Genomic DNA, 17,935 nt, shown 5'->3' with positions numbered 1-17,935 from the left:
TCATCCGACGTGGGTGTCTGCGGTGATGAGGGTGCGTTCCATCGGGTCGAGCGAGACGCCCTGGACGCGGCTGTCGTCGTACCCCTGGACGAAGCGCTCATGGAGCAGCGGTACGAGGGCGTCGGTGCCGAGGACGTCGGCTTCGGCGGCCGCTGCCGCGGCGTGGCGGGCCTCGGTCCCGGCGGTGCCTGCGGCCTTGTTCACGTCGGCGTCGACGCGCTCGTCGCAGAGCTGGGAGATGTTGAAGCTGCCGTCGCAGGTGAAGTCGGAGGCGAGGTAGGAGACCGGGTCGGCGGTGTCCAGGAGGGTGTTGCGGGCCTGGATGAAGGCGTCGTACTTCCCGGCGAGGGCGTCGGCCTCCAGCTGGGCGTAGTCGCGGACGACCTGCTTGACGGTGAAACCGCGCTCGGTGAGCTGCTGTTGGACGACGGTGGCGACCTCGGGGAGTTCGGGCCGGTTGGTGTAGGTGGCGAGGACGATCTCCTCCGTCTTCGCCACCTGTGCCTTGTCCGCGGCCTTCGCCCGGCCGACGGGGGCGGTGCGGGCTGCGGCGGCCCAGGGGACGCCGGGGCCGAGGAGGCCTTGCGCGGTGTCGGCCCGGCCTTCGTGGACGGCCTTGACGAGGGCCTTGGAGTCGATGGCCTCACGGGCGGCGGCGCGCATCGCCGGGTCGGCGAAGACGCCGCGTTCGGTGTTGAGCGAGAGGCCGTTGGTGCGGGCGGAGGGGAACTCGTGGACGAGCCCGTCGCCGAGGAGGGAGGCCTGGGAGATCGGTACGTACTCGGCGACGTCGACGGCCTCGGTGCGCAGTGCGTTGGCGCGGGCGGTGCCGTCGGCGACGAAGGTGACGTCGGCGCCGGGGGCCTTGGCCTTGTCGCCCCAGTAGGTGTCGTTGCGCTCCAGGGTGGCGCTGACGGCGCCCTTGACGGCGGCGAGGGTGAAGGGGCCGGTGGCGTGTCCGGCCGGGTCTGCCCTCCCGCCGGTGTAGGCGGCGGCGGACAGGATCGTGAGGGAGGGGTTGGCGAGGCGCTGGGGCAGCAGTGGGTCTGCCTCGTCGGTGACGATCCGTACGGTGTCGGCGCCCTGGGCCTTGGCGGTGATGCCGGTGTCGGACAGGACGCGGGGCTTCGGCGACGCCTTCTCGGCGGCGGTCAGCGACCGTACGACGGCGGCCGGGTCGACCTTCGTGCCGTCCTGGAAGGTGGCCTTGCGCAGGGTGAAGGTCCACTCCTTGGCGCTGTCGCGCTTCCAGGAGGCGGCGAGTGCGGGCTTCGCCGCCCCGTCGCTGCCGAGGCTGGTGAGGCCCTCGATGACCGCGAGGCGGCTGAGGGTGACGGCGTCGTCGCCGTAGGGGGACATCGCCTGGGCGGGCGGGAAGGCCATGACGACCCGGAGGCGTTGTCCGCCGTCCGCGGCCCCGTCGGACGCGCCGCCGGAGCAGGCGGTGGCGAGCGGGACGAGGAGAGCGGTCGCGGACAGGGTCAGCGGCAGCGCGGAGCGACGGCTTCGGGGCGTGGGCATGGAACGACCTTATATGAAAACGATTGTCATTTAAGCAGTGGGGGTGACTGCGGCGCCTGCGTACGCCCCGGACCCCGGCAGGGAAAGCGGCAGCGGCAGTTCGAAGTGGACGATGCCCTGACCTCCGCCCGGCAGCGCGCGCTCGTCGCACACCTCCTGGGCCAGCGACCGCCAGAACGGCTCGGCGCCCGGCACGGCGGGGTCGGTGTGCAGATAGACCGCTTCGTAGCCGCCGGCCCGCGCCACGAAGTCGCAGAGCTCGCGCACCATCCGGCGCGCGAGTCCGTGCCTGCGGTGCTCCGGTGCGACATAGATCCGGCAGAGCTGGGCGGTGGTGCCGGACGGGAAACGGTCCGCGACCCACTGCGGGTTGGGCGGCGCCTGAGGACCCCGGTCCCGCACGGCGCCCGTCGCGACGATCTCGCCGTCCCGCTCGGCCACCAGCAGAGTGCAGCGCCCGGGGCGCAGATAGGCGGCCTCGGGATCGATGATGTCGGCGTGCCAGCGCGGCACGTAACCGGACCGCAGATCGCGGTAGACGGTGTCGAGCATCACGGCCCGCGCCCCGCCGATGTCCTGCGGACCGGCGGTGCGCAGGACGTATCCGTCGGCGTCGGCCCCTGCCGGAGCGATCGTCGTCGTGCTCATCCCGGAGCTTCACCGTCCCTTGCCGCACATGCCATTGCCGCACAAGCGTACCTGCGAGTCATGTGCAACAAGGTGACGGGTCGCGGGCCCGCCGGCGCGTCGGCGACGCACCCCGCACCGACCGGCGGCGGGCCCGCGGGCGGTTCAGCCCGCGCGGTAGACCAGGGCCGTCGCGATGCCCGCGATGCCTTCGCCGCGGCCGGTGAAGCCGAGCCCGTCGGAGGTGGCGGCGGAGAGCGAGACGGGTGCGCCCACGGCGGCGGAGAGGACCTTCTGCGCCTCGTCACGCCGCTTGCCGATCTTCGGCCGTACGCCGACGACCTGGACGGCCACGTTGCCGATCTCGAAGCCCTCGGCACGGACGATCCTGGCCGCCTCGGTCAGCAGCGTGACGCCCGCGGCGCCGGACCACTCGGGGCGGCCGGTGCCGAAGTGCTGCCCGAGGTCGCCGAGACCGGCGGCCGAGAAGAGCGCGTTGCACGCGGCGTGCGCGACGACGTCGGCGTCGGAGTGGCCGGCCAGGCCGGGACCCTCGCCCTCCCACAGCAGACCCGCGCACCACAGCTCGCGGCCCTCCTCGAAGGCGTGGATGTCGGTGCCGATGCCGACGAGCGGGATCACGGGCGCGGTGCGCCGCCCGGAACCCTCAGCAGCCCCGGAACCCTCGGACACCTCTGATACCTCAGAAGCCATCGTTCGCCCTCCTGCGTGCGAGAACCGCCTCGGCCAGGACCAGATCCAGCGGCCTGGTCACCTTGAACGCCTCCTCGTGCCCGGGGACGACCACGACGGGCGCCCCGAGCTGCTCGACCATGCCCGCATCGTCGGTCGCACCCTCCCCGCTGACGGCGACCTGCTCATGGGCACGCACCAGAGTGTCGCGGTCGAAGCCCTGCGGGGTCTGTACGGCCCGTAGCCTGGCCCGCACCGGAGTGGAGAGCACCGGTTCGGGCTCCCCCGGAGCACCGGGCTCGACCTCCTTGACGGTGTCGGCGAGCGGCAGCGCGGGGACGACGGCGGGTGCCCCGTCCCGCACGGCCTCGATCACCGCGTCCACCGTGTCGACGGGGACGAGCGGACGGGCCGCGTCGTGGACGAGGACGGCGCAGACATCGGCGGGCAGCGCGTCGAGTCCGAGCTTCACCGACTCCTGCCGGGTCTCGCCGCCGGGCACGACGAGGAAGTCGGTGCGCTCCGGCAGGGCGTGCTCGTCGAGCAGGTTCCTCACCTCGGGTGCGCCGTCCGGCGGTGCGACGACCACGACCACGGACACGTGACGGGAGGCCGCCATGGCCCGTACGGCGTGGATGAGCATGGGCGTCCCGCCCAGCGCGCGGAGCGCTTTGGGGGCGCCCGGGCCGAGCCGTACGCCGCGGCCGGCCGCGGGAATCACGGCGGCGGTGCGGTAAGGACGCGATTGATCAGACATCGGTTGCACTCCGAAGCATCGGCATGTTTGTCTCCAGGGCCGACGTGGGTATGGCCACAAGCGAGCCGGGCGCTACGCCATGACTCGACCGGGACCCTTTCCGTGACCCCGGGCGAGACGGGTACCGCCCCGGCCGCTCGGGATCGGCCTCACACGTCGACTTCACAAGATCGCGAGCAAAGTACCGGGGGATCGTCGATGAGGCCAACGCATCGGCGCATCGGGGAGAACAGCCGGGTTCGTCGGGCCACGCCGTCCGCAGGCGTCCGCGCACTGAGGCCCCCTGCCCGGATCCGCGTACCCAGCCCCGGGCACCCGGCCCGGATGGCGCGTATCGACGTACGCTCGACGTACGCAGCCGGACATGCCGCAGCGCCCGACGACACACCGTGTAAACGGCTGGTCAGCGGGCACCGCGGCACATTATTTAGGACCGGTGCGATCCGGTTCAGGACGCGAGGACCTCGTCGAGGAGAGCCTCGGCCTTGTCCTCGTTCGTGTTCTCCGCGAGAGCGAGCTCGCTCACCAGGATCTGGCGAGCCTTGGCGAGCATGCGCTTCTCACCTGCGGAGAGTCCACGCTCGCGCTCACGACGCCACAGGTCACGAACTACTTCCGCGACCTTGATGACATCACCGGATGCGAGCTTCTCGAGATTTGCCTTGTAGCGTCGGGACCAGTTCGTCGGCTCCTCGGCATACGGCGCGCGCAGCACCTCGAAGACCCGGTCCAGCCCTTCCTGCCCGACCACGTCACGCACGCCCACGAACTCCGCATTGTCCGCCGGCACACGCACCGTCAAGTCGCCCTGAGCGACCTTGAGCACCAAGTAGGTCTTGTCCACGCCTTTGATCTGGCGAGTTTCGATAGCCTCGATCAGCGCGGCCCCGTGATGGGGATAGACCACGGTGTCGCCAACCTTGAACGTCATGTGACAGGTACCCCTTCCGTGGCTATCAAGAGTAACACGAGAACAGCTTCTCCTGAATGGCGTTTTCGCAGGTCAGGGCATATCTCGGGGCTTGACAACTGCAACAGGGACGTGCTGCGGAAGGCTCGCGGAGGACGGTATTCGCAGGTCGGAGCGGCTGCGCGGGCGAGGAGAAACGCGGACGTTACACCTACCGCAACCCCCTCAGAAGTGACCGAACGTCCCGTTTTGCCTGGTTCCGGATGATGAACATTCCGTACTCCGTTCGGAGATCGATCATCCGTACGGCGGTAAGAGGGTCCGGCAATTGGGGGCGGTGAAGGGACGGAGCCGGGTGCGTGCAGCCGCAAGGCGGAGGATTGAGGCGGGCGGAGTGTTGTTGATTGACGACAACGCCGCAGATGGGCGTGGCCGGCCCCGCGGCGCCGCCCCCAATTGCCGGACCCTCTCGGTGCCGGTGGCCAATGAAATTGATCAACGCCGGGCACCGTGGGGATTATGTGCAATGAATGTGCCGCGGCCGCTTGAACGGCGATGCGAAGCGCGGGCGGAACGCGGGGGAACACAGGGCGAACGCATGGCGGAATTGATCAAGCGTGTTATGTGAACGGCGTGCGAATGATCTCGCGTACGACGGCCCGCGATCCCCGGGACCGTCAGGGGCGGGTCGGGTGCGGGGCCGGGACGGCGGCTCGGTAACCTGGCCGCTGACACACCCTTAGGGCGGCTTTACACCACGTCGCCCGACCCCGTCCGTACGTCCGCTCGTTCAAGGAGTTGCCGCCGCCGTGAGCCGCAGCCTTCGACACGGCGCCCTCGCCGCCACTGCCATCGTGTTCTCGATCGCCGCGCTCTCCGCATGCGGAGCCGGCAAGAACGCGCAGACGCTCAAAGTCAGGCCTGACAACGCCGCCACGTCGTCCGGCGACATCAAGATCCAGAACGCGAACGTCGTCACCCAGCCGGTGCGCGGCGCCAACGGCCCGGCCGTGGTCACCGCCACGCTGTTCAACAACGGCACCACGGCGGAGACCCTCGACGCCATCACCCTGCCGGGCAGCAGCGGCTCCGTGGAGCTGCACGCCGCCAAGGGGTCGGGACCGGTCGTCGTACCGGCCGGCGGCCGGGTGATCCTCGGCGGCGCGGGCAATGCCGCCGCCGTGATCGAGAACGGCCACGAGGCCACGCAGAACGGCAACGTGCAGCCGCTGGTCTTCAAGCTCAGCAAGACCGGCAGCATCACGCTCGGCGCGTCCGTCGTGCCCTCCAACAGCTACTTCAAGGGCTTCGGCCCCAGCTCGCTGCCGGAGCTCCCGAGGAAGCCGGAGGAGTCGCCCGAGGCGTCGCCGTCCGGTTCCGCGTCCGAGACCCCGGGTGCCCCGTCCGGCACCCCCTCCGGCCCGGCTGCCTCGGAGAGCGACACCACCACCCCGAGCGACGCGGCATCCGACTCGCAGCAGCCGGGCTGACCGCACCCCGCACGACGCACGACGACAGCAGGTGTGGCTGAGGCGCCTCCCGGTCCGGGAGGCGCCTCAGCCACACCTGCTGTCGTATCGCCCAGGGCCGGCTTACGGCTCGAACTTGTACCCGAGGCCCCGCACCGTCACGAGGAACCGCGGGGCGCCCGGGTCGGGCTCGATCTTGGCGCGCAGACGCTTCACGTGGACGTCGAGCGTCTTGGTGTCGCCCACGTAGTCCGCGCCCCAGACCCGGTCGATCAGCTGCATCCGGGTCAGCACCCGGCCTGCGTTGCGCAGCAGCATCTCCAGCAGGTCGAACTCCTTCAGCGGCAGGTCGACCTTGCCGCCGGAGACCGTGACGACGTGACGGTCCACGTCCATCCGCACCGGGCCCGCCTCCAGGGCGGCCGGAGTGACCTCCTCCGGCTCCCCGCGGCGCCGCAGCACCGCACGGATGCGGGCGACGAGCTCGCGCGAGGAGAAGGGCTTGGTCACATAGTCGTCGGCCCCTATCTCCAGGCCGACGACCTTGTCGATCTCGCTGTCCTTGGCCGTGACCATGATCACGGGGACATTGGACTTGCTGCGGAGCTGGCGGCAGACCTCCGTGCCGGGCAGACCGGGCAGCATCAGGTCGAGGAGCACGAGGTCGGCGCCGTTGCGCTCGAACTCGTCCAGGCCGTCGGGTCCGGTGGCCGCGATGGCGACCTCGAAGCCTTCCTTGCGGAGCATGTAGGACAGGACGTCGCTGAAGGATTCCTCATCCTCGACGACAAGCACTCGGGTCACGGAAGAGCCTCCGGGGCAGGGAATGAATCAAAAGTGTCGGGTGCGGCGTCCTGGTAGGACGCCTCGTCGCCGTTGACGATGAGCGGTCCGCGTGATGTGCGGTCCCGTTCCCGTACGGAGCCCGCTTCGGGCAGCCGCAGGGTGAAGGTGGAGCCCTGTCCCTCCGAGCTCCAGACGGTGACCTCCCCGCCGTGCGAGGCGGCCACGTGCTTGACGATGGCGAGGCCGAGGCCGGTGCCACCGGTGGCGCGTGAGCGGGCCGGGTCGACGCGGTAGAAGCGTTCGAAGACCCGTTCCCGGTCCTTCTCCGAGATACCGAAGCCCTGGTCGGTCACGGCGATCTCGATCTCGTCCCCGCCAGGTACGACCACCCGGCGGACGGCGATGCCGACGCGGGTGCGGGCGGGGCTGTAGTTGACGGCGTTCTCGACGAGGTTGCCGAGCGCGGCGGCGAGCTGGCCGCGGTTGCCCCATATGCGGAGCTCGGCGGTGCCGCCCGCGGCCATGGTGATCTGCTTGGAGCCGGCCTGCTGCCGGCAGCGGTCGATGGCCTCGGCGACCAGCTCGTCCACCCGGACCGGTTCGGCATCCTCCAGCGGGTCGTCGTTCTGCACCCGGGAGAGGTCGATGAGCTCCTGCACGAGGTTGGTGAGCCGGGTCGCTTCTATCTGCATCCGGCCGGCGAACCGCTCCACCGCCTCCGGGTCGTCGGAGGCGTCCATGACGGCCTCCGAGAGCAGGGACAGCGCACCGGTCGGGGTCTTGAGCTCATGGCTGACGTTGGCGACGAAGTCGCGCCGGACCGCTTCGATGCGGCGGGCCTCGGTGAGGTCCTCGACCAGCAGCAGCACCAGCCGGGAGCCCAGCGGGGCGACCCGGGCGGAGACCGCGAGGGCCTCGCCCCGGCCCGTGCCGCGCCGGGGCAGGTCCAGTTCGACCTGTCGTATCTCCCCGTCGCGGCGGGTGTCCCTGGCCATGTTCAGCATCGGCTCGACGGCCAGGCGCCCTCCCCTGACCAGCCCCAGCGCATACGCGGCGGAGCTGGCCTTGACGACGCTGTCGCTCTCGTCGAGGACGACCGCGGAGGAGCTGAGCACGGACAGGACCGTGTCGACTCCGGGGGGCAGGGGGGCACCGCTGTCGGGCCGCAGGGACGTACGCGTGGGTTTCTTCTGGTCGCGCTCGCTCCAGCGGAACGCCAGCATGGCGATCACACCGGTACACACCCCGGCGATCGCTGCAGCTGCGGCGACCGCCGCGTTCACGTCCATGCCTCCAGGTTATGCGGCCCGACGGACACTCTCCCAGCCGTCCGAGTGCCTATCCGAACACTCGTCGCCCAGAGTTCACCATGGGGCAAGCACCGGTTCACTTGGCCGGTCGGAACCCGACGCGTACGCCCGTCACGGTGGCAGCGTGGGGTGCAGAGCTGGCCCCGGCCTCGGTTCAGGACTGGAGAGGGACATCCCATGCGTGACGCGTACCACGAGGAACTCGACTCGATCGGCGAGGGGCTGGTCGAGATGGCCCGCCTCGTCGGATCGGCGATCGGCCGGGCGACGACGTCCATGCTGGACGCCGATCTCAAGCTCGCGGAGACGGTGATCGCCGCGGACCAGAAGGTCGACGACCTCCAGCACGACCTGGAGGCCAGGGCCATCGCGCTCCTGGCCCGCCAGCAGCCGGTGGCGACCGATCTGCGGATCGTGGTCACCTCGCTGCGGATGAGCGCCGATCTGGAGCGCTCGGGCGACCTCGCCCAGCACGTGGCCAAGCTGACCCGGCTGCGCTTCCCGCAGTCGGCGGTCCCGCACGACCTGCACGCCACCATCCTGGAGATGGGACAGCTGGCGCAGCGCCTGATGGCCAAGGCCGCCGAGGTGATCATCACCAAGGATGTCGACCTGGCGCTCCAGCTGGAGCAGGACGACGACGAGATGGACCTGCTGCACCGCACGCTGTTCCAGCATCTGATGGACGACCGCTGGAAGCACGGCATCGAGACGGCCGTCGACGTGACGCTGCTCGGCCGCTACTACGAGCGGTTCGCGGACCACGCCGTCTCGGTGGCCAAGCGCGTCGTCTACCTGGTGACGGGCGAGCACGCGGACGAGCTGCAGCAGGCGACGCCGGTGGAGGGCGCGTAAGCCCGGCCGGCACATGGATGCGCACACGTGTTCCTGCGCGTGTGCGCCGTTGATGCGCCCGCCCGCCTGGGCATGCAATGGGGTGGGGCGGCACGACTTGTCCGTACGCCCCGGCCGTGGGCCCCGTGCGGGCGTGCGGCCCTGTCGTACACCTTGAGGAGGAACCATGGCCGATTCCCCCACGACCGAACCCCAGCAGGAGACACCCGCCGATGTGGCACACCGAGGCGTCCTCGGCGCCTGCGGATGCGGATCGGGCTGCGGGTGCGGCTGCCAGTCCGGCGCACCGTGCCAGTGCGGCGGCTGCTCCGGCTGACGGGCGCCGGACGACGAAGGGCGCCCCGCGCGGAACAGTCCGCGCGGGGCGCTCCGTGCCTTCGTCAGCCCATCCGCTCCACCGCGGGCTCCGGGCCGGCCCCGGCCACGGCGCCCTCCTCGGCGCCCGCCGGTCCGCTCCCCATGACCGCGGGGGCCGTCGCCACGCCGGCCTGCGGCAGGCTCCGCATCAGCAGCCAGTACCCGAACGCCGCCGCGGTGCCCAGGACCGCGCACGTCCCCCACAGCCAGCCGGCCCCGAAGTGGTCGATCACCACACCGGACATCAGCGGGGCGACGAGCGCCGCGGCCGACCAGGACAGGGTGTACATGCCCTGGTAGCGGCCCCGCCCGTGGGCCGGTGAGAGCTGGACGACCAGGCCGTTCTGCACGGGCGCGTTGACGATCTCGGCGACGGTCCAGACGCAGATGGTCAGCGCGTAGACCGCGACCGAGCCGGCGAAGGCCGTCAGCCCGAAGCCGTACCCGGCGAGCAGCGACGACACGATGAGCAGCCGGCGCGGGTCACGGCTCTGGATGAACCGGGTGACCGGGATCTGGAGCACCACGATGAGGACGCCGTTGACGGCGACCGCCGTACCGAAGTCGGAGCTGCTGAACCCGTCCGCCCCCATGGCCACCGGCAGCCCCACGTACCCCTGCTGGAAGATCAGGGCGATCACGAACGACAGGCCGACGACGCCCATGAACCGTCCGTCGCGCAGCACGGTGCCGAGCCGCACGTCGTCGGCGGCGGAGGCGGCATCCGGGACCGCGGACACGGCCTTCCCGGGCCGCGACTCGGGCACCTTCATGAAGACGACGACCGCACAGAACAGGGTCATCACCGCCTCGCCCACGAAGCCCGCGAGATAGCTGTACTCGGCGATGAACCCGGCCCCGGCGGACGAGACCGCGAACCCGAGGTTGATCGCCCAGTAGTTGAGCGAGAACGCCCGCACCCGGTCCTTGGCGGGGACGATGTCGGCGATCATCGCCTGGACCGCGGGCCGGGAGGCGTTGCTGGCCATGCCGACGACGAAGGCGACGGCGGCGATCGCCACCGGATCGACCATGAATCCGAGCACGGCCACCGACACGGCGGTCGAGAGCTGCGCGATCAGCATCGTGGGCCGCCGGCCGAAACGGTCCGTCATCACCCCGGCCCCGAGCGAGGAGACGACCCCGCCGAGCCCGTGCAGCGCGGCGACCAGACCGGCGTACGAGGCGGAGTAGCCGCGGTCCAGGGTCAGGTACAGGGCCATGAAAGTGGCGACGAACGCTCCGAGGCGGTTGACCAGGGTGCTGGTCCACAGCCACCAGAACTCCCTGGGGAGACCGGACACCGTTTCACGGGTGGCCCGTCTGAGACCGGCGACAGACATGCGGGTTCCCCCCGGGACGTACGGATTCGAATACGGCGGTAAGAGGTCCGCCGACAGTCCGAACATTACGAATCCTGCGTTCGGCCCTGCCACTCAATTGACGGCAGCCGTCAATCGGCACCGCCCCGCCCCTGGCGCGCCCACTGCCCTGTCCGCCCTGTGGCCGGGCGCGCGCGGCCCGTACGGGTTCGATTACGCTCGGACCCATGGCCGAAGCACCGTACAAGCTGATCCTCCTCCGCCACGGCGAGAGCGACTGGAACGCGAAGAACCTGTTCACCGGATGGGTGGACGTCAACCTCACCGAGAAGGGCGAGAAGGAGGCGGTCCGCGGCGGTGAGCTGCTCAAGGACGCCGGCCTGCTCCCCGATGTACTGCACACCTCGCTCCAGAAGCGCGCCATCCGCACGGCCCAGCTCGCGCTGGAGTCCGCGGACCGCCACTGGATCCCCGTACACCGCTCCTGGCGGCTGAACGAGCGCCACTACGGCGCCCTGCAGGGCAAGGACAAGGCGCAGACGCTCGCCGAGTTCGGCGAGGAGCAGTTCATGCTCTGGCGCCGCTCGTACGACACCCCGCCGCCCGCCCTCGAGGACGGCACCGAGTTCTCGCAGAGCGACGACCCGCGCTACGCGACGATCCCGCCGGAGCTGCGCCCGCGCACGGAGTGCCTGAAGGACGTCGTCGACCGCATGCTGCCGTACTGGTACGACGGCATCGTCCCGGACCTGCTCGACGGCAAGACGGTCCTGGTCGCCGCGCACGGCAACAGCCTCCGGGCCCTGGTCAAGCACCTCGACGGTGTCTCGGACGCCGACATCGCGGGCCTGAACATCCCGACCGGCATCCCGCTCGCGTACGAACTGGACGAGAACTTCCGCCCGTTGAAGCCGGGCGGCACCTACCTCGACCCGGATGCGGCGAAGGCGGCCATCGAGGCCGTGAAGAACCAGGGCAAGAAGAAGTAAGCGGACGCCAAGAAGCCCCCGCCCTGTTCGCAGGGCGGGGGCTTCTTGGCATGCCTCGGCCGCTCCGGGCGGCAGCCGGACGGAACTGGCCTACAGCGTCTCGGACATGTGAGAAGTACTTTTCCACAGCGGGACCAAATTCCACGTCGATGCCGCATTGGACGGTTACGGGGACGTCCGAAGGGTCTTCTCCCGCACCTGGAAAGAAAGCGTCCCGAGGGTGAACGTCCGAACTCGACTCGACCTGAACTCGACGGAGAAGAGGGGGAACGGAGAACGGAGAAATGGGAAGGGGCCGGCCGGATTCTCCGGGCGGCCCCTTCCCCCTGTCGCGCCGGGGTGGCGGGATGCGGTGGGATCAAATGCGGCGGTGACTGTGGTAATAGCCGCCGACCTGCTCGTGGTACCCGGCATCGCCGACGTGCTTATCCTTGTCGAATTCGGGGGAATTCTTGATCTGGTCCTTGGTCAGGTCGACAAAAACCTTCCGTGCGGCGGCGTCGACGGTGAGTACCGTGCCGGCCGGCAGCAGGACGTGCTTTCCGAAGATCCAGACACCTGTGTCCACCACGAGGTACGAGGAGTCGACTTCGTCCGAGTGCTTGTCGACCGTTCCGATGCTCCCGTCGGTCGCTTCGACCTTGTAGCCGATCAGGTCGGTGCCCGCGGTGTAGCCGGCGGTCGGCTGGTAGCCCCAGATGTTGTCACTCATGGAAACAGCTCCTTCATCGAGATTCTTCACTCCTCCACCGAACGGACCGTGGAGGAGTGTTGGCGTTAGCTGAAAGGCTGACGCCCTCTCGGAAGATCGCCTGCCCCGCATCAAGGCCCCTACACGTTCGCGGCGTTCAGAAGAATCAAGAAATGCACCCGCAGGGGAAGGTCGCGGTTCCCGTTGACCGCGTTCACCTCTCCGGGACCGTCGCAACAACGCGGGGTGGACCACGACATTGCGTCGTGGTCCACCCCGCGTCATTACACGCTCAGCCTTCTCTTACCAGCGGTACCAACGGCCTCGCTTGCCGCTGCCCGATGTCGGGCGGACGACAAAGCCGAGCAGCCACACCACCAGTACGACGATGGCAATCCACCAAAGGGCCTTCAGTGCGAATCCGGCTCCGAAAAGAAGCAGAGCGAGCAGGAGAACAAGAATGATGGGAACCATGAGTATCAACCTCCGAGGCTCCATCTGCCCCGATACTCGCCCCGCACTCATTGCCGACGAGAGAGCCCGGCGAAACGGCTAGCCGCGTGTGCACGTGGTCGCGGTGGTGCCGCGGCCGGAAGTGACGCGCCTCACGGCTCGTCGTACTCTGTGGCGCATACGGGGAGAGCGGGGAGAGCAACCATGAGTGAGCCCCTGAAGACCTTTGTCGGCGGCGCCGAGGTCGAGGTGCCCAACAGCATCCCGTCCATCCGCGACGCGCTGCCCGAGACGAGACGCGAGGAGTTCGACCGCGCCATCAACGAGGCCGGGGTGCACGAGATCCAGGCCGTGATGCGGCACTGGATGCTGGAGGCGGTGCCCGATCCGGAGGCCGAGCGGATCCTGGACCGGCTGGCGCGGGACGAGGCCGAGAGGCGGAGCGTCGCTTGAGCTTCCGGATCTCCTACGCGCCGCCCGCCGACGACACCCTGGCCAAGATGCGGGACGGCGACACCTTCCGGGACGAGATGGCGCGCACGCTGGGGCGTGAGCCGTACGGGCACGGCTCGTCCGCCGTCAAGGACGAGCACGATCGCCGCGAGGCGACGGTCGCCGGGGCGATCGTGCTCTACTACGTCTCCGGATCGGTCCTGACCGTCACCGTGGTGCGGCTCGTCCCGCTGCCCTGACCGGGCGTTCCTGACCTTGACTCAGGCGAGCTTGCCGGCCTGGGCGTCGATCACCGCGGTCGGCAGGTCGAAGTCGCCGCCCGCACCGGACGCGCCCAGGTTGAGCGAGGTCAGCGAGGCGAGCGTGGTGCCCTGGCGGATCTGGATGAGCTTCATCGCGCTCTTCTCACCGTCCGCCTCGACCGTCACCGTCCAGGCGACGGCTTCCTCGCCACCCTTGACCGGCACCTCCGCGATCTTGGCGATCTTCTGCTTCGATCCGGCCGCGGTGAGGGTGAAGCCGGAGGCGCACTCGGTCGCGGCGGTCCGCAGACCGGTCAGCGCCTCCTCGGCGCCCTTGCCGTCGTAGGAGGCGAGCGTGGTGAGCGTCGTCGTGATGTCGAAGGCCGCCTTGAACGCCTCTGCCGGGTCGTCGCTCTCCTTGTCGCCGCCCTTCTTCGGCTCGCTGACGACCTTGCGCTGTGTGGAAGCGGCGGGCGTGCCAGCCTTGGCGCCCATCAGGGCGTCACCGAAGACGTCGCAGGCGGGCTTGTCGGAGGTGACGTCCTCGGCGGCGATGGCGTCGGCGGGACCGGCCTTGGCGATCTTGTGGCCCTTGACGTCGCCCTGTGCCAGCGAGACCTTCTCCAGCTCGGCCGCGGTCAGCGCCTTGGCGGCGGACGTGTCCGCGCCCTTGCCCGCGGGCTTGCCGGAAGCGGATCCGCCCGCCTTGCCGTTGTCCTTGTCCGCCGTGTCCGAGCCGCAGGCCGCGGTGAGCAGGGCCAGGGACATCACAGTGGCGGCAACGGCGGTACGGCGTATGGCAGTGGGTCGCATGGCCCATCCTTCTGTCTCAAGGTGTTTCGCCCGCACGAGAGCGGCCCACGCCGGGTTCGGCGCGGTTGTGAGGAATCGTGGGGGTGCGCCAACTCTATGAGTGAGCTGTGGTTTGGCCATCCGTCAAAGCGGGCATCGCCCGTGATCGTGACGACGTCGTGATCACCCCACGAAGGCCCCGAACTGGGCATTTGGCGCAGACCGCAGCAACACGTACCGGGGTGACCGCTCAGGGAGGTTCGCTGATGCCGATAGATTCCGTCTTGTCCGCCGCGCTCGGTTCCGTTGGGGTGCACCCGGAACTGATCGTGTCCTGCGCCCCGCTGGCCGGGGGAACGTACAACGCCGTCACCCGCGTCGGTCTCACCGACGGCCGGCGGTGGGTGGTGAAGACTCCACCGCCTGCGGTCGCGAGCTGTCTCACGTACGAGCGCGATCTGCTGGTCAACGAGGTCGTGTTCTACACCGCGGCGGCCGGACTCCCCGAGGAGACCGCCGTCCCCGCCGTCGTGCACAGCGGGCTCGACCCCGCTGCCCCCGGGGGCGCGTACGTGATCATGACGGAGCGTCCGGGGCAGCCCTGGCACGAGGTGGCCGACGCCCTGGCCGACGAGGAGGCCCGGCGGCTGCGCACGGAGCTCGGGCGGATCGTCGGCCGGCTGCACACCGTGGCGGGGCCGGGCGGTTTCGGCTATCCGTCCGCGGCGCTCGGTCCGTTGGCCCCCACGTGGCGCGGCGCGTTCACCGCGATGACCGATGCGGTGCTGGACGATGCGCAGACGTACGGGGCGCGGCTGCCGCGTACGCCTGCGGACATCCGCCACCGGCTCGGCGCCGCCTCGTACGTACTGGACGACGTCACCCGGCCCGCTCTGGTCCACTTCGACCTGTGGCAGGGCAACATCCTGGTCGCCGGGGAGCCGGGGGCGCGGCGGATCGGGGGGATCATCGACGGGGAGCGGATGTTCTGGGGCGACCCGGTCGCCGACTTCGTGTCGCTCGCCCTGTTCGGGGACATGGAGGAGGACAAGGAATTCCTCGCCGGCTACGGGGAGTCGGCGCCGGGCGGACCGGTGGGGTTCGACGGCTCGTTGCGGCTGCGGCTTGCGCTGTACCGCGCGTACCTCTACCTGATCATGCTGGTGGAGACGGTGCCCCGCAGGACGTCCGGGGAGCAGTTGGAGTGGACGTGGAACGAGGTGGCGCCGCGGCTCGAAGCGGCCCTCGACGACGTGGAGTCGGGGCTGCGGGCACGGGGGTGATCCGCGGCGCCGGCACCCTCAATCCCGGTGCACGAACTCCCGCTGGGCGTCGTGGAGGTTGCGCGGACGGACGGCCTCCGGGGTGCCGTAGGCCTCCAGGCGGGTGTGCAGGTCGCCGGTGAAGTCGGGGACGTCGATCTGGTCGAACTCCGTCACCTCGCTGACCCCGACGGTCGCGCTGTAAGGGGCGAGGCCGTCGATCCGCATCAGGCCGGCCCGCCCGTTGGTGACCCGGATGTTCCAGTGCGTGAAGCGGGCGCCGAACAGCGGTCCGGCGCTCGCGTCGCCGCCGTGGCGCCCGTTGTTGTTCACGGTGATGTCGGTACGGACGTTGGCGAACGGCATCCCGCGGTGCGAGTCGAACGTGCCCATCTCCATCACGCCTCGCGACCAGACGTTGTAGCTGGACAGGCCCTCGACGTTGATGCCGTGCAGCTGGGTCCCGGCGGGCGCCGGGACGGTGCGCTGCTCGATGGTGAAGTCCTCGATCAGGTTGTCGTGGCTGCCCTCGCGGCAGTAGTACGGGTGGTGCGAGCCTCGCCCCGCGACCTTCGTGCGGCGCAGGGTGCAGGCGGAGGCGCCGATGAGGCCGAAGCCGTTGTCGACGTGGCGGACGGTGATGTCGTCGGCCCAGCAGTCGTACGCGCACTGGAACGCGACTCCGTTGTAGCCCTTGTCGAGCAGGTGCGGCGACTGCGGGGTCTCCACCGCTTCGAGGGTGAGGCCTTCGACGCCCGAGCCGGTGAGCGGGGCGGCGAGGGTGGTGAGGCGGGGGTCCCACTCGGGGCGGACGTCGAGCGGGAGGGGCCGCTCCAGGGTGACCCTGCGGCCGTGCACGGCGGTGATCCGGACGGGCCACTCGTAGGGGACGTACGAGGTCAGCTTCGTCTTGTCGTCCCAGTAGTACGCCTCCGGGCCCGCGCCGCCGCCCGCCATGTGCTCCAGGAGGGTGTGCGCGGAGTCGTCGGCGAGGCGGAGCAGCACGAGTGCGCCACGCTTCAGCCTGCCGGCGTCGTCGACGGTGATCGTACGGTCGCCGAGGCGGGCGGGGGCGACGGTGGTCAGGGTCTGCCACTCGTCGCGCCTGTTGCCCGTCCATCCCTCGAAGGGCCAGGCCTTCGCCTTGATGGCGTCGGTGAGCGAGGTCCAACGGGCTTCGGGGCAGAGCCAGATGAGGCCGCCCGCCCAGGACCAGCTGGACTTGTCACCGCCGTAGCGGCTGCCGTAAACGCCGATGAGCTCGGTGAGGTTCTTCGTCGCGTGCAGCGTGGTGCGCCCGCTGCCCGCGCCGCGGACCACGACATTGCTGTGGCCGATGCGGATGATGTCGTCGATGCGGTACGTGCCCTCGGGGATGATCACCGTGCCCCCGCCGCGCTGTCCGGCGGCGGCGATGGCGCGGTTGATCGCGGGAGCGGCGTCGGCGGAGTTGTCGGGTGCGGCGCCGTAGTCCAGGACGTCGGCGGTGAAGCCGTGGCCGCTGCGGGGACGCGGCAGGGCGGAGCCCCCGCGGTAGCCGGCCCGGCCGATGAACGGGATCTGCGGGTGTGTGAAGGGCGCTGCGGCGAACTCCCGCCAGAGCGGGGTGGGCTGCGGCCGGCTGTCGGCCGTTGCGCCGGTCGCGGCGAGGGCTGTCCCGCCTCCGAGCGTTCCGGTGGCCGCCGCCGCGGCGACGGCCACCGCGCTGCCGAGCAGTCCACGCCTGCTGATGTCCCCGTTGGCCGCCTGGTTCGCCTTGGTCGCCATGAGCCCGATCCGCCTTCCATGGTTTTCACGGATGTGAACGATGTTCATATCTGCGTCGGCGGTGAGCATGCCACGATCCCCGGGCACGGCGGAAGACTCGTGCACCGAGGAAAAATCAGCCAGGGAACCGCCAGGCAGCAGGCGTCAGTCGGCGGGGCGCTGGGTCAGATGCGTGAACGCTTCGAGATTCCGCGTGGACTCACCGCGCGACACCCGCCACTCGTACTCCTTGCGGATCGCGCTCGCGAAACCGAGTTCGAGCAGGGGGTTGAAGGCGCCGTCCGCGGCCTCCAGGACCACGCCGAGCAGCCGGTCCAGCTCCCCCGGCGTCACCACGGAGAGCGGCAGCTTGCCGACGAGGTAGATGTCCCCGAGCGAGTCGATGGCGTAACTCACCCCGAAGAGGCGGAGGTTGTGCTCCAGCAGCCAACGGTGCACCGCAGCGTCGTTCTCGTCGGGGTGCCGGATGACGAAGGCGTTGAGGGACAGCGCGTGCGTGCCGACGATGAGCGAGCAGGTGGTGGCGAGCTTGCGGGTGCCGGGCAGCTGGACGACGTAACTGCCGGGCGCGGGGCTCTCCCAGTCGAGTCCGGCATCCTCCAGCGTCGCCTCGATGACCTGCGCGACCTGTGTGACCTGCGGCGTCGCCGCTTCCTCGGGTACGTCAGCCATGGAGCGA

The 17,935-nt window shown here is 70.0% G+C and carries 19 protein-coding genes; 6 read left to right on the top strand and 13 right to left on the bottom strand.

What is annotated here, in order from left to right; all coding sequences use genetic code 11:
- The 5 genes from SH922_RS21780 to SH922_RS21760 all read right to left on the bottom strand — a co-directional run bounded on the left by SH922_RS21780 (position 1) and on the right by SH922_RS21760 (position 4,529).
- A complete protein-coding gene (locus tag SH922_RS21780; protein ID WP_393059566.1) occupies positions 1–1,521 on the bottom strand; it encodes an ABC transporter substrate-binding protein in 1,521 nt (506 codons plus the stop codon).
- A gap of 30 nt (positions 1,522–1,551) precedes the next feature.
- Positions 1,552–2,169: a GNAT family N-acetyltransferase gene (locus SH922_RS21775; RefSeq protein ID WP_393059565.1), complete on the bottom strand. Its 618-nt coding sequence runs from the start codon at positions 2,167–2,169 to the stop codon at positions 1,552–1,554.
- A gap of 144 nt (positions 2,170–2,313) precedes the next feature.
- The gene (gene ispF / locus SH922_RS21770) at positions 2,314–2,862 is read right to left on the bottom strand and encodes a 2-C-methyl-D-erythritol 2,4-cyclodiphosphate synthase (RefSeq protein ID WP_393059564.1); all 549 of its coding nucleotides are present in this window, start codon (positions 2,860–2,862) and stop codon (positions 2,314–2,316) included.
- A complete protein-coding gene (ispD, locus tag SH922_RS21765; RefSeq protein ID WP_393059563.1) occupies positions 2,852–3,598 on the bottom strand; it encodes a 2-C-methyl-D-erythritol 4-phosphate cytidylyltransferase in 747 nt (248 codons plus the stop codon). Before ispD ends, ispF begins: the two co-directional genes overlap by 11 nt.
- 448 nt (positions 3,599–4,046) lie before the next feature.
- A complete protein-coding gene (locus SH922_RS21760; protein WP_006380568.1) occupies positions 4,047–4,529 on the bottom strand; it encodes a CarD family transcriptional regulator in 483 nt (160 codons plus the stop codon).
- A gap of 788 nt (positions 4,530–5,317) precedes the next feature.
- Between SH922_RS21760 and SH922_RS21755 the strand changes: the two genes are divergently transcribed.
- Positions 5,318–5,998 (top strand): DUF461 domain-containing protein, encoded by a 681-nt coding sequence (locus SH922_RS21755; RefSeq protein ID WP_393059562.1) that lies wholly within the window; start codon positions 5,318–5,320, stop codon positions 5,996–5,998.
- A gap of 102 nt (positions 5,999–6,100) precedes the next feature.
- On the opposite strand, the gene SH922_RS21750 is transcribed toward SH922_RS21755, so the two are convergent.
- Complete coding sequence (locus SH922_RS21750; protein ID WP_073733027.1) at positions 6,101–6,781, bottom strand: response regulator transcription factor; 681 nt, start codon at positions 6,779–6,781, stop codon at positions 6,101–6,103.
- Positions 6,778–8,052 (bottom strand): sensor histidine kinase, encoded by a 1,275-nt coding sequence (locus SH922_RS21745; RefSeq protein ID WP_393059561.1) that lies wholly within the window; start codon positions 8,050–8,052, stop codon positions 6,778–6,780. Before SH922_RS21745 ends, SH922_RS21750 begins: the two co-directional genes overlap by 4 nt.
- 198 nt (positions 8,053–8,250) lie before the next feature.
- Here SH922_RS21745 and phoU point away from each other — a divergent pair, with 198 nt between their 5' ends.
- Positions 8,251–8,928, top strand: coding sequence for a phosphate signaling complex protein PhoU (gene phoU, locus SH922_RS21740; RefSeq protein WP_393059560.1), 678 nt, complete (start codon positions 8,251–8,253; stop codon positions 8,926–8,928).
- A gap of 380 nt (positions 8,929–9,308) precedes the next feature.
- Here phoU and SH922_RS21735 read toward each other — a convergent pair whose 3' ends face one another.
- Positions 9,309–10,628: an MDR family MFS transporter gene (locus tag SH922_RS21735; protein ID WP_393059559.1), complete on the bottom strand. Its 1,320-nt coding sequence runs from the start codon at positions 10,626–10,628 to the stop codon at positions 9,309–9,311.
- Between the two features lie 206 nt (positions 10,629–10,834).
- On the opposite strand from SH922_RS21735, the gene SH922_RS21730 reads away from it, so the two are divergent.
- A complete protein-coding gene (locus SH922_RS21730; protein ID WP_393059558.1) occupies positions 10,835–11,596 on the top strand; it encodes a phosphoglyceromutase in 762 nt (253 codons plus the stop codon).
- 358 nt (positions 11,597–11,954) lie between these two features.
- Here the strand turns inward: SH922_RS21730 and SH922_RS21725 are convergent, their stop codons facing one another.
- Together SH922_RS21725 and SH922_RS21720 are read right to left on the bottom strand one after the other, a co-directional pair.
- Complete coding sequence (locus tag SH922_RS21725) at positions 11,955–12,308, bottom strand: PRC-barrel domain-containing protein (protein WP_393059557.1); 354 nt, start codon at positions 12,306–12,308, stop codon at positions 11,955–11,957.
- Positions 12,309–12,590: 282 nt separating this feature from the next.
- On the bottom strand, positions 12,591–12,761 hold the full coding sequence (locus SH922_RS21720) for a hydrophobic protein (protein ID WP_393059556.1): 171 nt from the start codon (positions 12,759–12,761) through the stop codon (positions 12,591–12,593).
- 183 nt (positions 12,762–12,944) lie between these two features.
- On the opposite strand from SH922_RS21720, the gene SH922_RS21715 reads away from it, so the two are divergent.
- On the top strand, positions 12,945–13,193 hold the full coding sequence (locus SH922_RS21715; RefSeq protein ID WP_350998128.1) for a hypothetical protein: 249 nt from the start codon (positions 12,945–12,947) through the stop codon (positions 13,191–13,193).
- Positions 13,190–13,432 carry a hypothetical protein gene (locus SH922_RS21710; RefSeq protein ID WP_385285775.1) on the top strand — a complete coding sequence of 81 codons (243 nt, stop codon included), beginning with the start codon at positions 13,190–13,192 and terminating at the stop codon, positions 13,430–13,432. Before SH922_RS21715 ends, SH922_RS21710 begins: the two co-directional genes overlap by 4 nt.
- A gap of 21 nt (positions 13,433–13,453) precedes the next feature.
- Here the strand turns inward: SH922_RS21710 and SH922_RS21705 are convergent, their stop codons facing one another.
- Positions 13,454–14,248, bottom strand: coding sequence for a hypothetical protein (locus SH922_RS21705; protein ID WP_393059555.1), 795 nt, complete (start codon positions 14,246–14,248; stop codon positions 13,454–13,456).
- Positions 14,249–14,493: 245 nt separating this feature from the next.
- Here SH922_RS21705 and SH922_RS21700 point away from each other — a divergent pair, with 245 nt between their 5' ends.
- On the top strand, positions 14,494–15,510 hold the full coding sequence (locus SH922_RS21700) for a phosphotransferase family protein (RefSeq protein WP_393059554.1): 1,017 nt from the start codon (positions 14,494–14,496) through the stop codon (positions 15,508–15,510).
- Positions 15,511–15,528: 18 nt separating this feature from the next.
- Here the strand turns inward: SH922_RS21700 and SH922_RS21695 are convergent, their stop codons facing one another.
- Both SH922_RS21695 and SH922_RS21690 read right to left on the bottom strand, forming a co-directional pair.
- Positions 15,529–17,256 carry a glycosyl hydrolase family 28-related protein gene (locus SH922_RS21695; protein WP_393059553.1) on the bottom strand — a complete coding sequence of 576 codons (1,728 nt, stop codon included), beginning with the start codon at positions 17,254–17,256 and terminating at the stop codon, positions 15,529–15,531.
- 144 nt (positions 17,257–17,400) lie between these two features.
- A complete protein-coding gene (locus SH922_RS21690; RefSeq protein ID WP_393059552.1) occupies positions 17,401–17,928 on the bottom strand; it encodes a YbjN domain-containing protein in 528 nt (175 codons plus the stop codon).
- Positions 17,929–17,935: the final 7 nt, after the last annotated feature.

This window comes from Streptomyces sp. LN549 (genome assembly GCF_043203805.1).
GTDB lineage: Bacteria > Actinomycetota > Actinomycetes > Streptomycetales > Streptomycetaceae > Streptomyces.
This window is presented reverse-complemented; position numbering and strand designations above follow the sequence as displayed.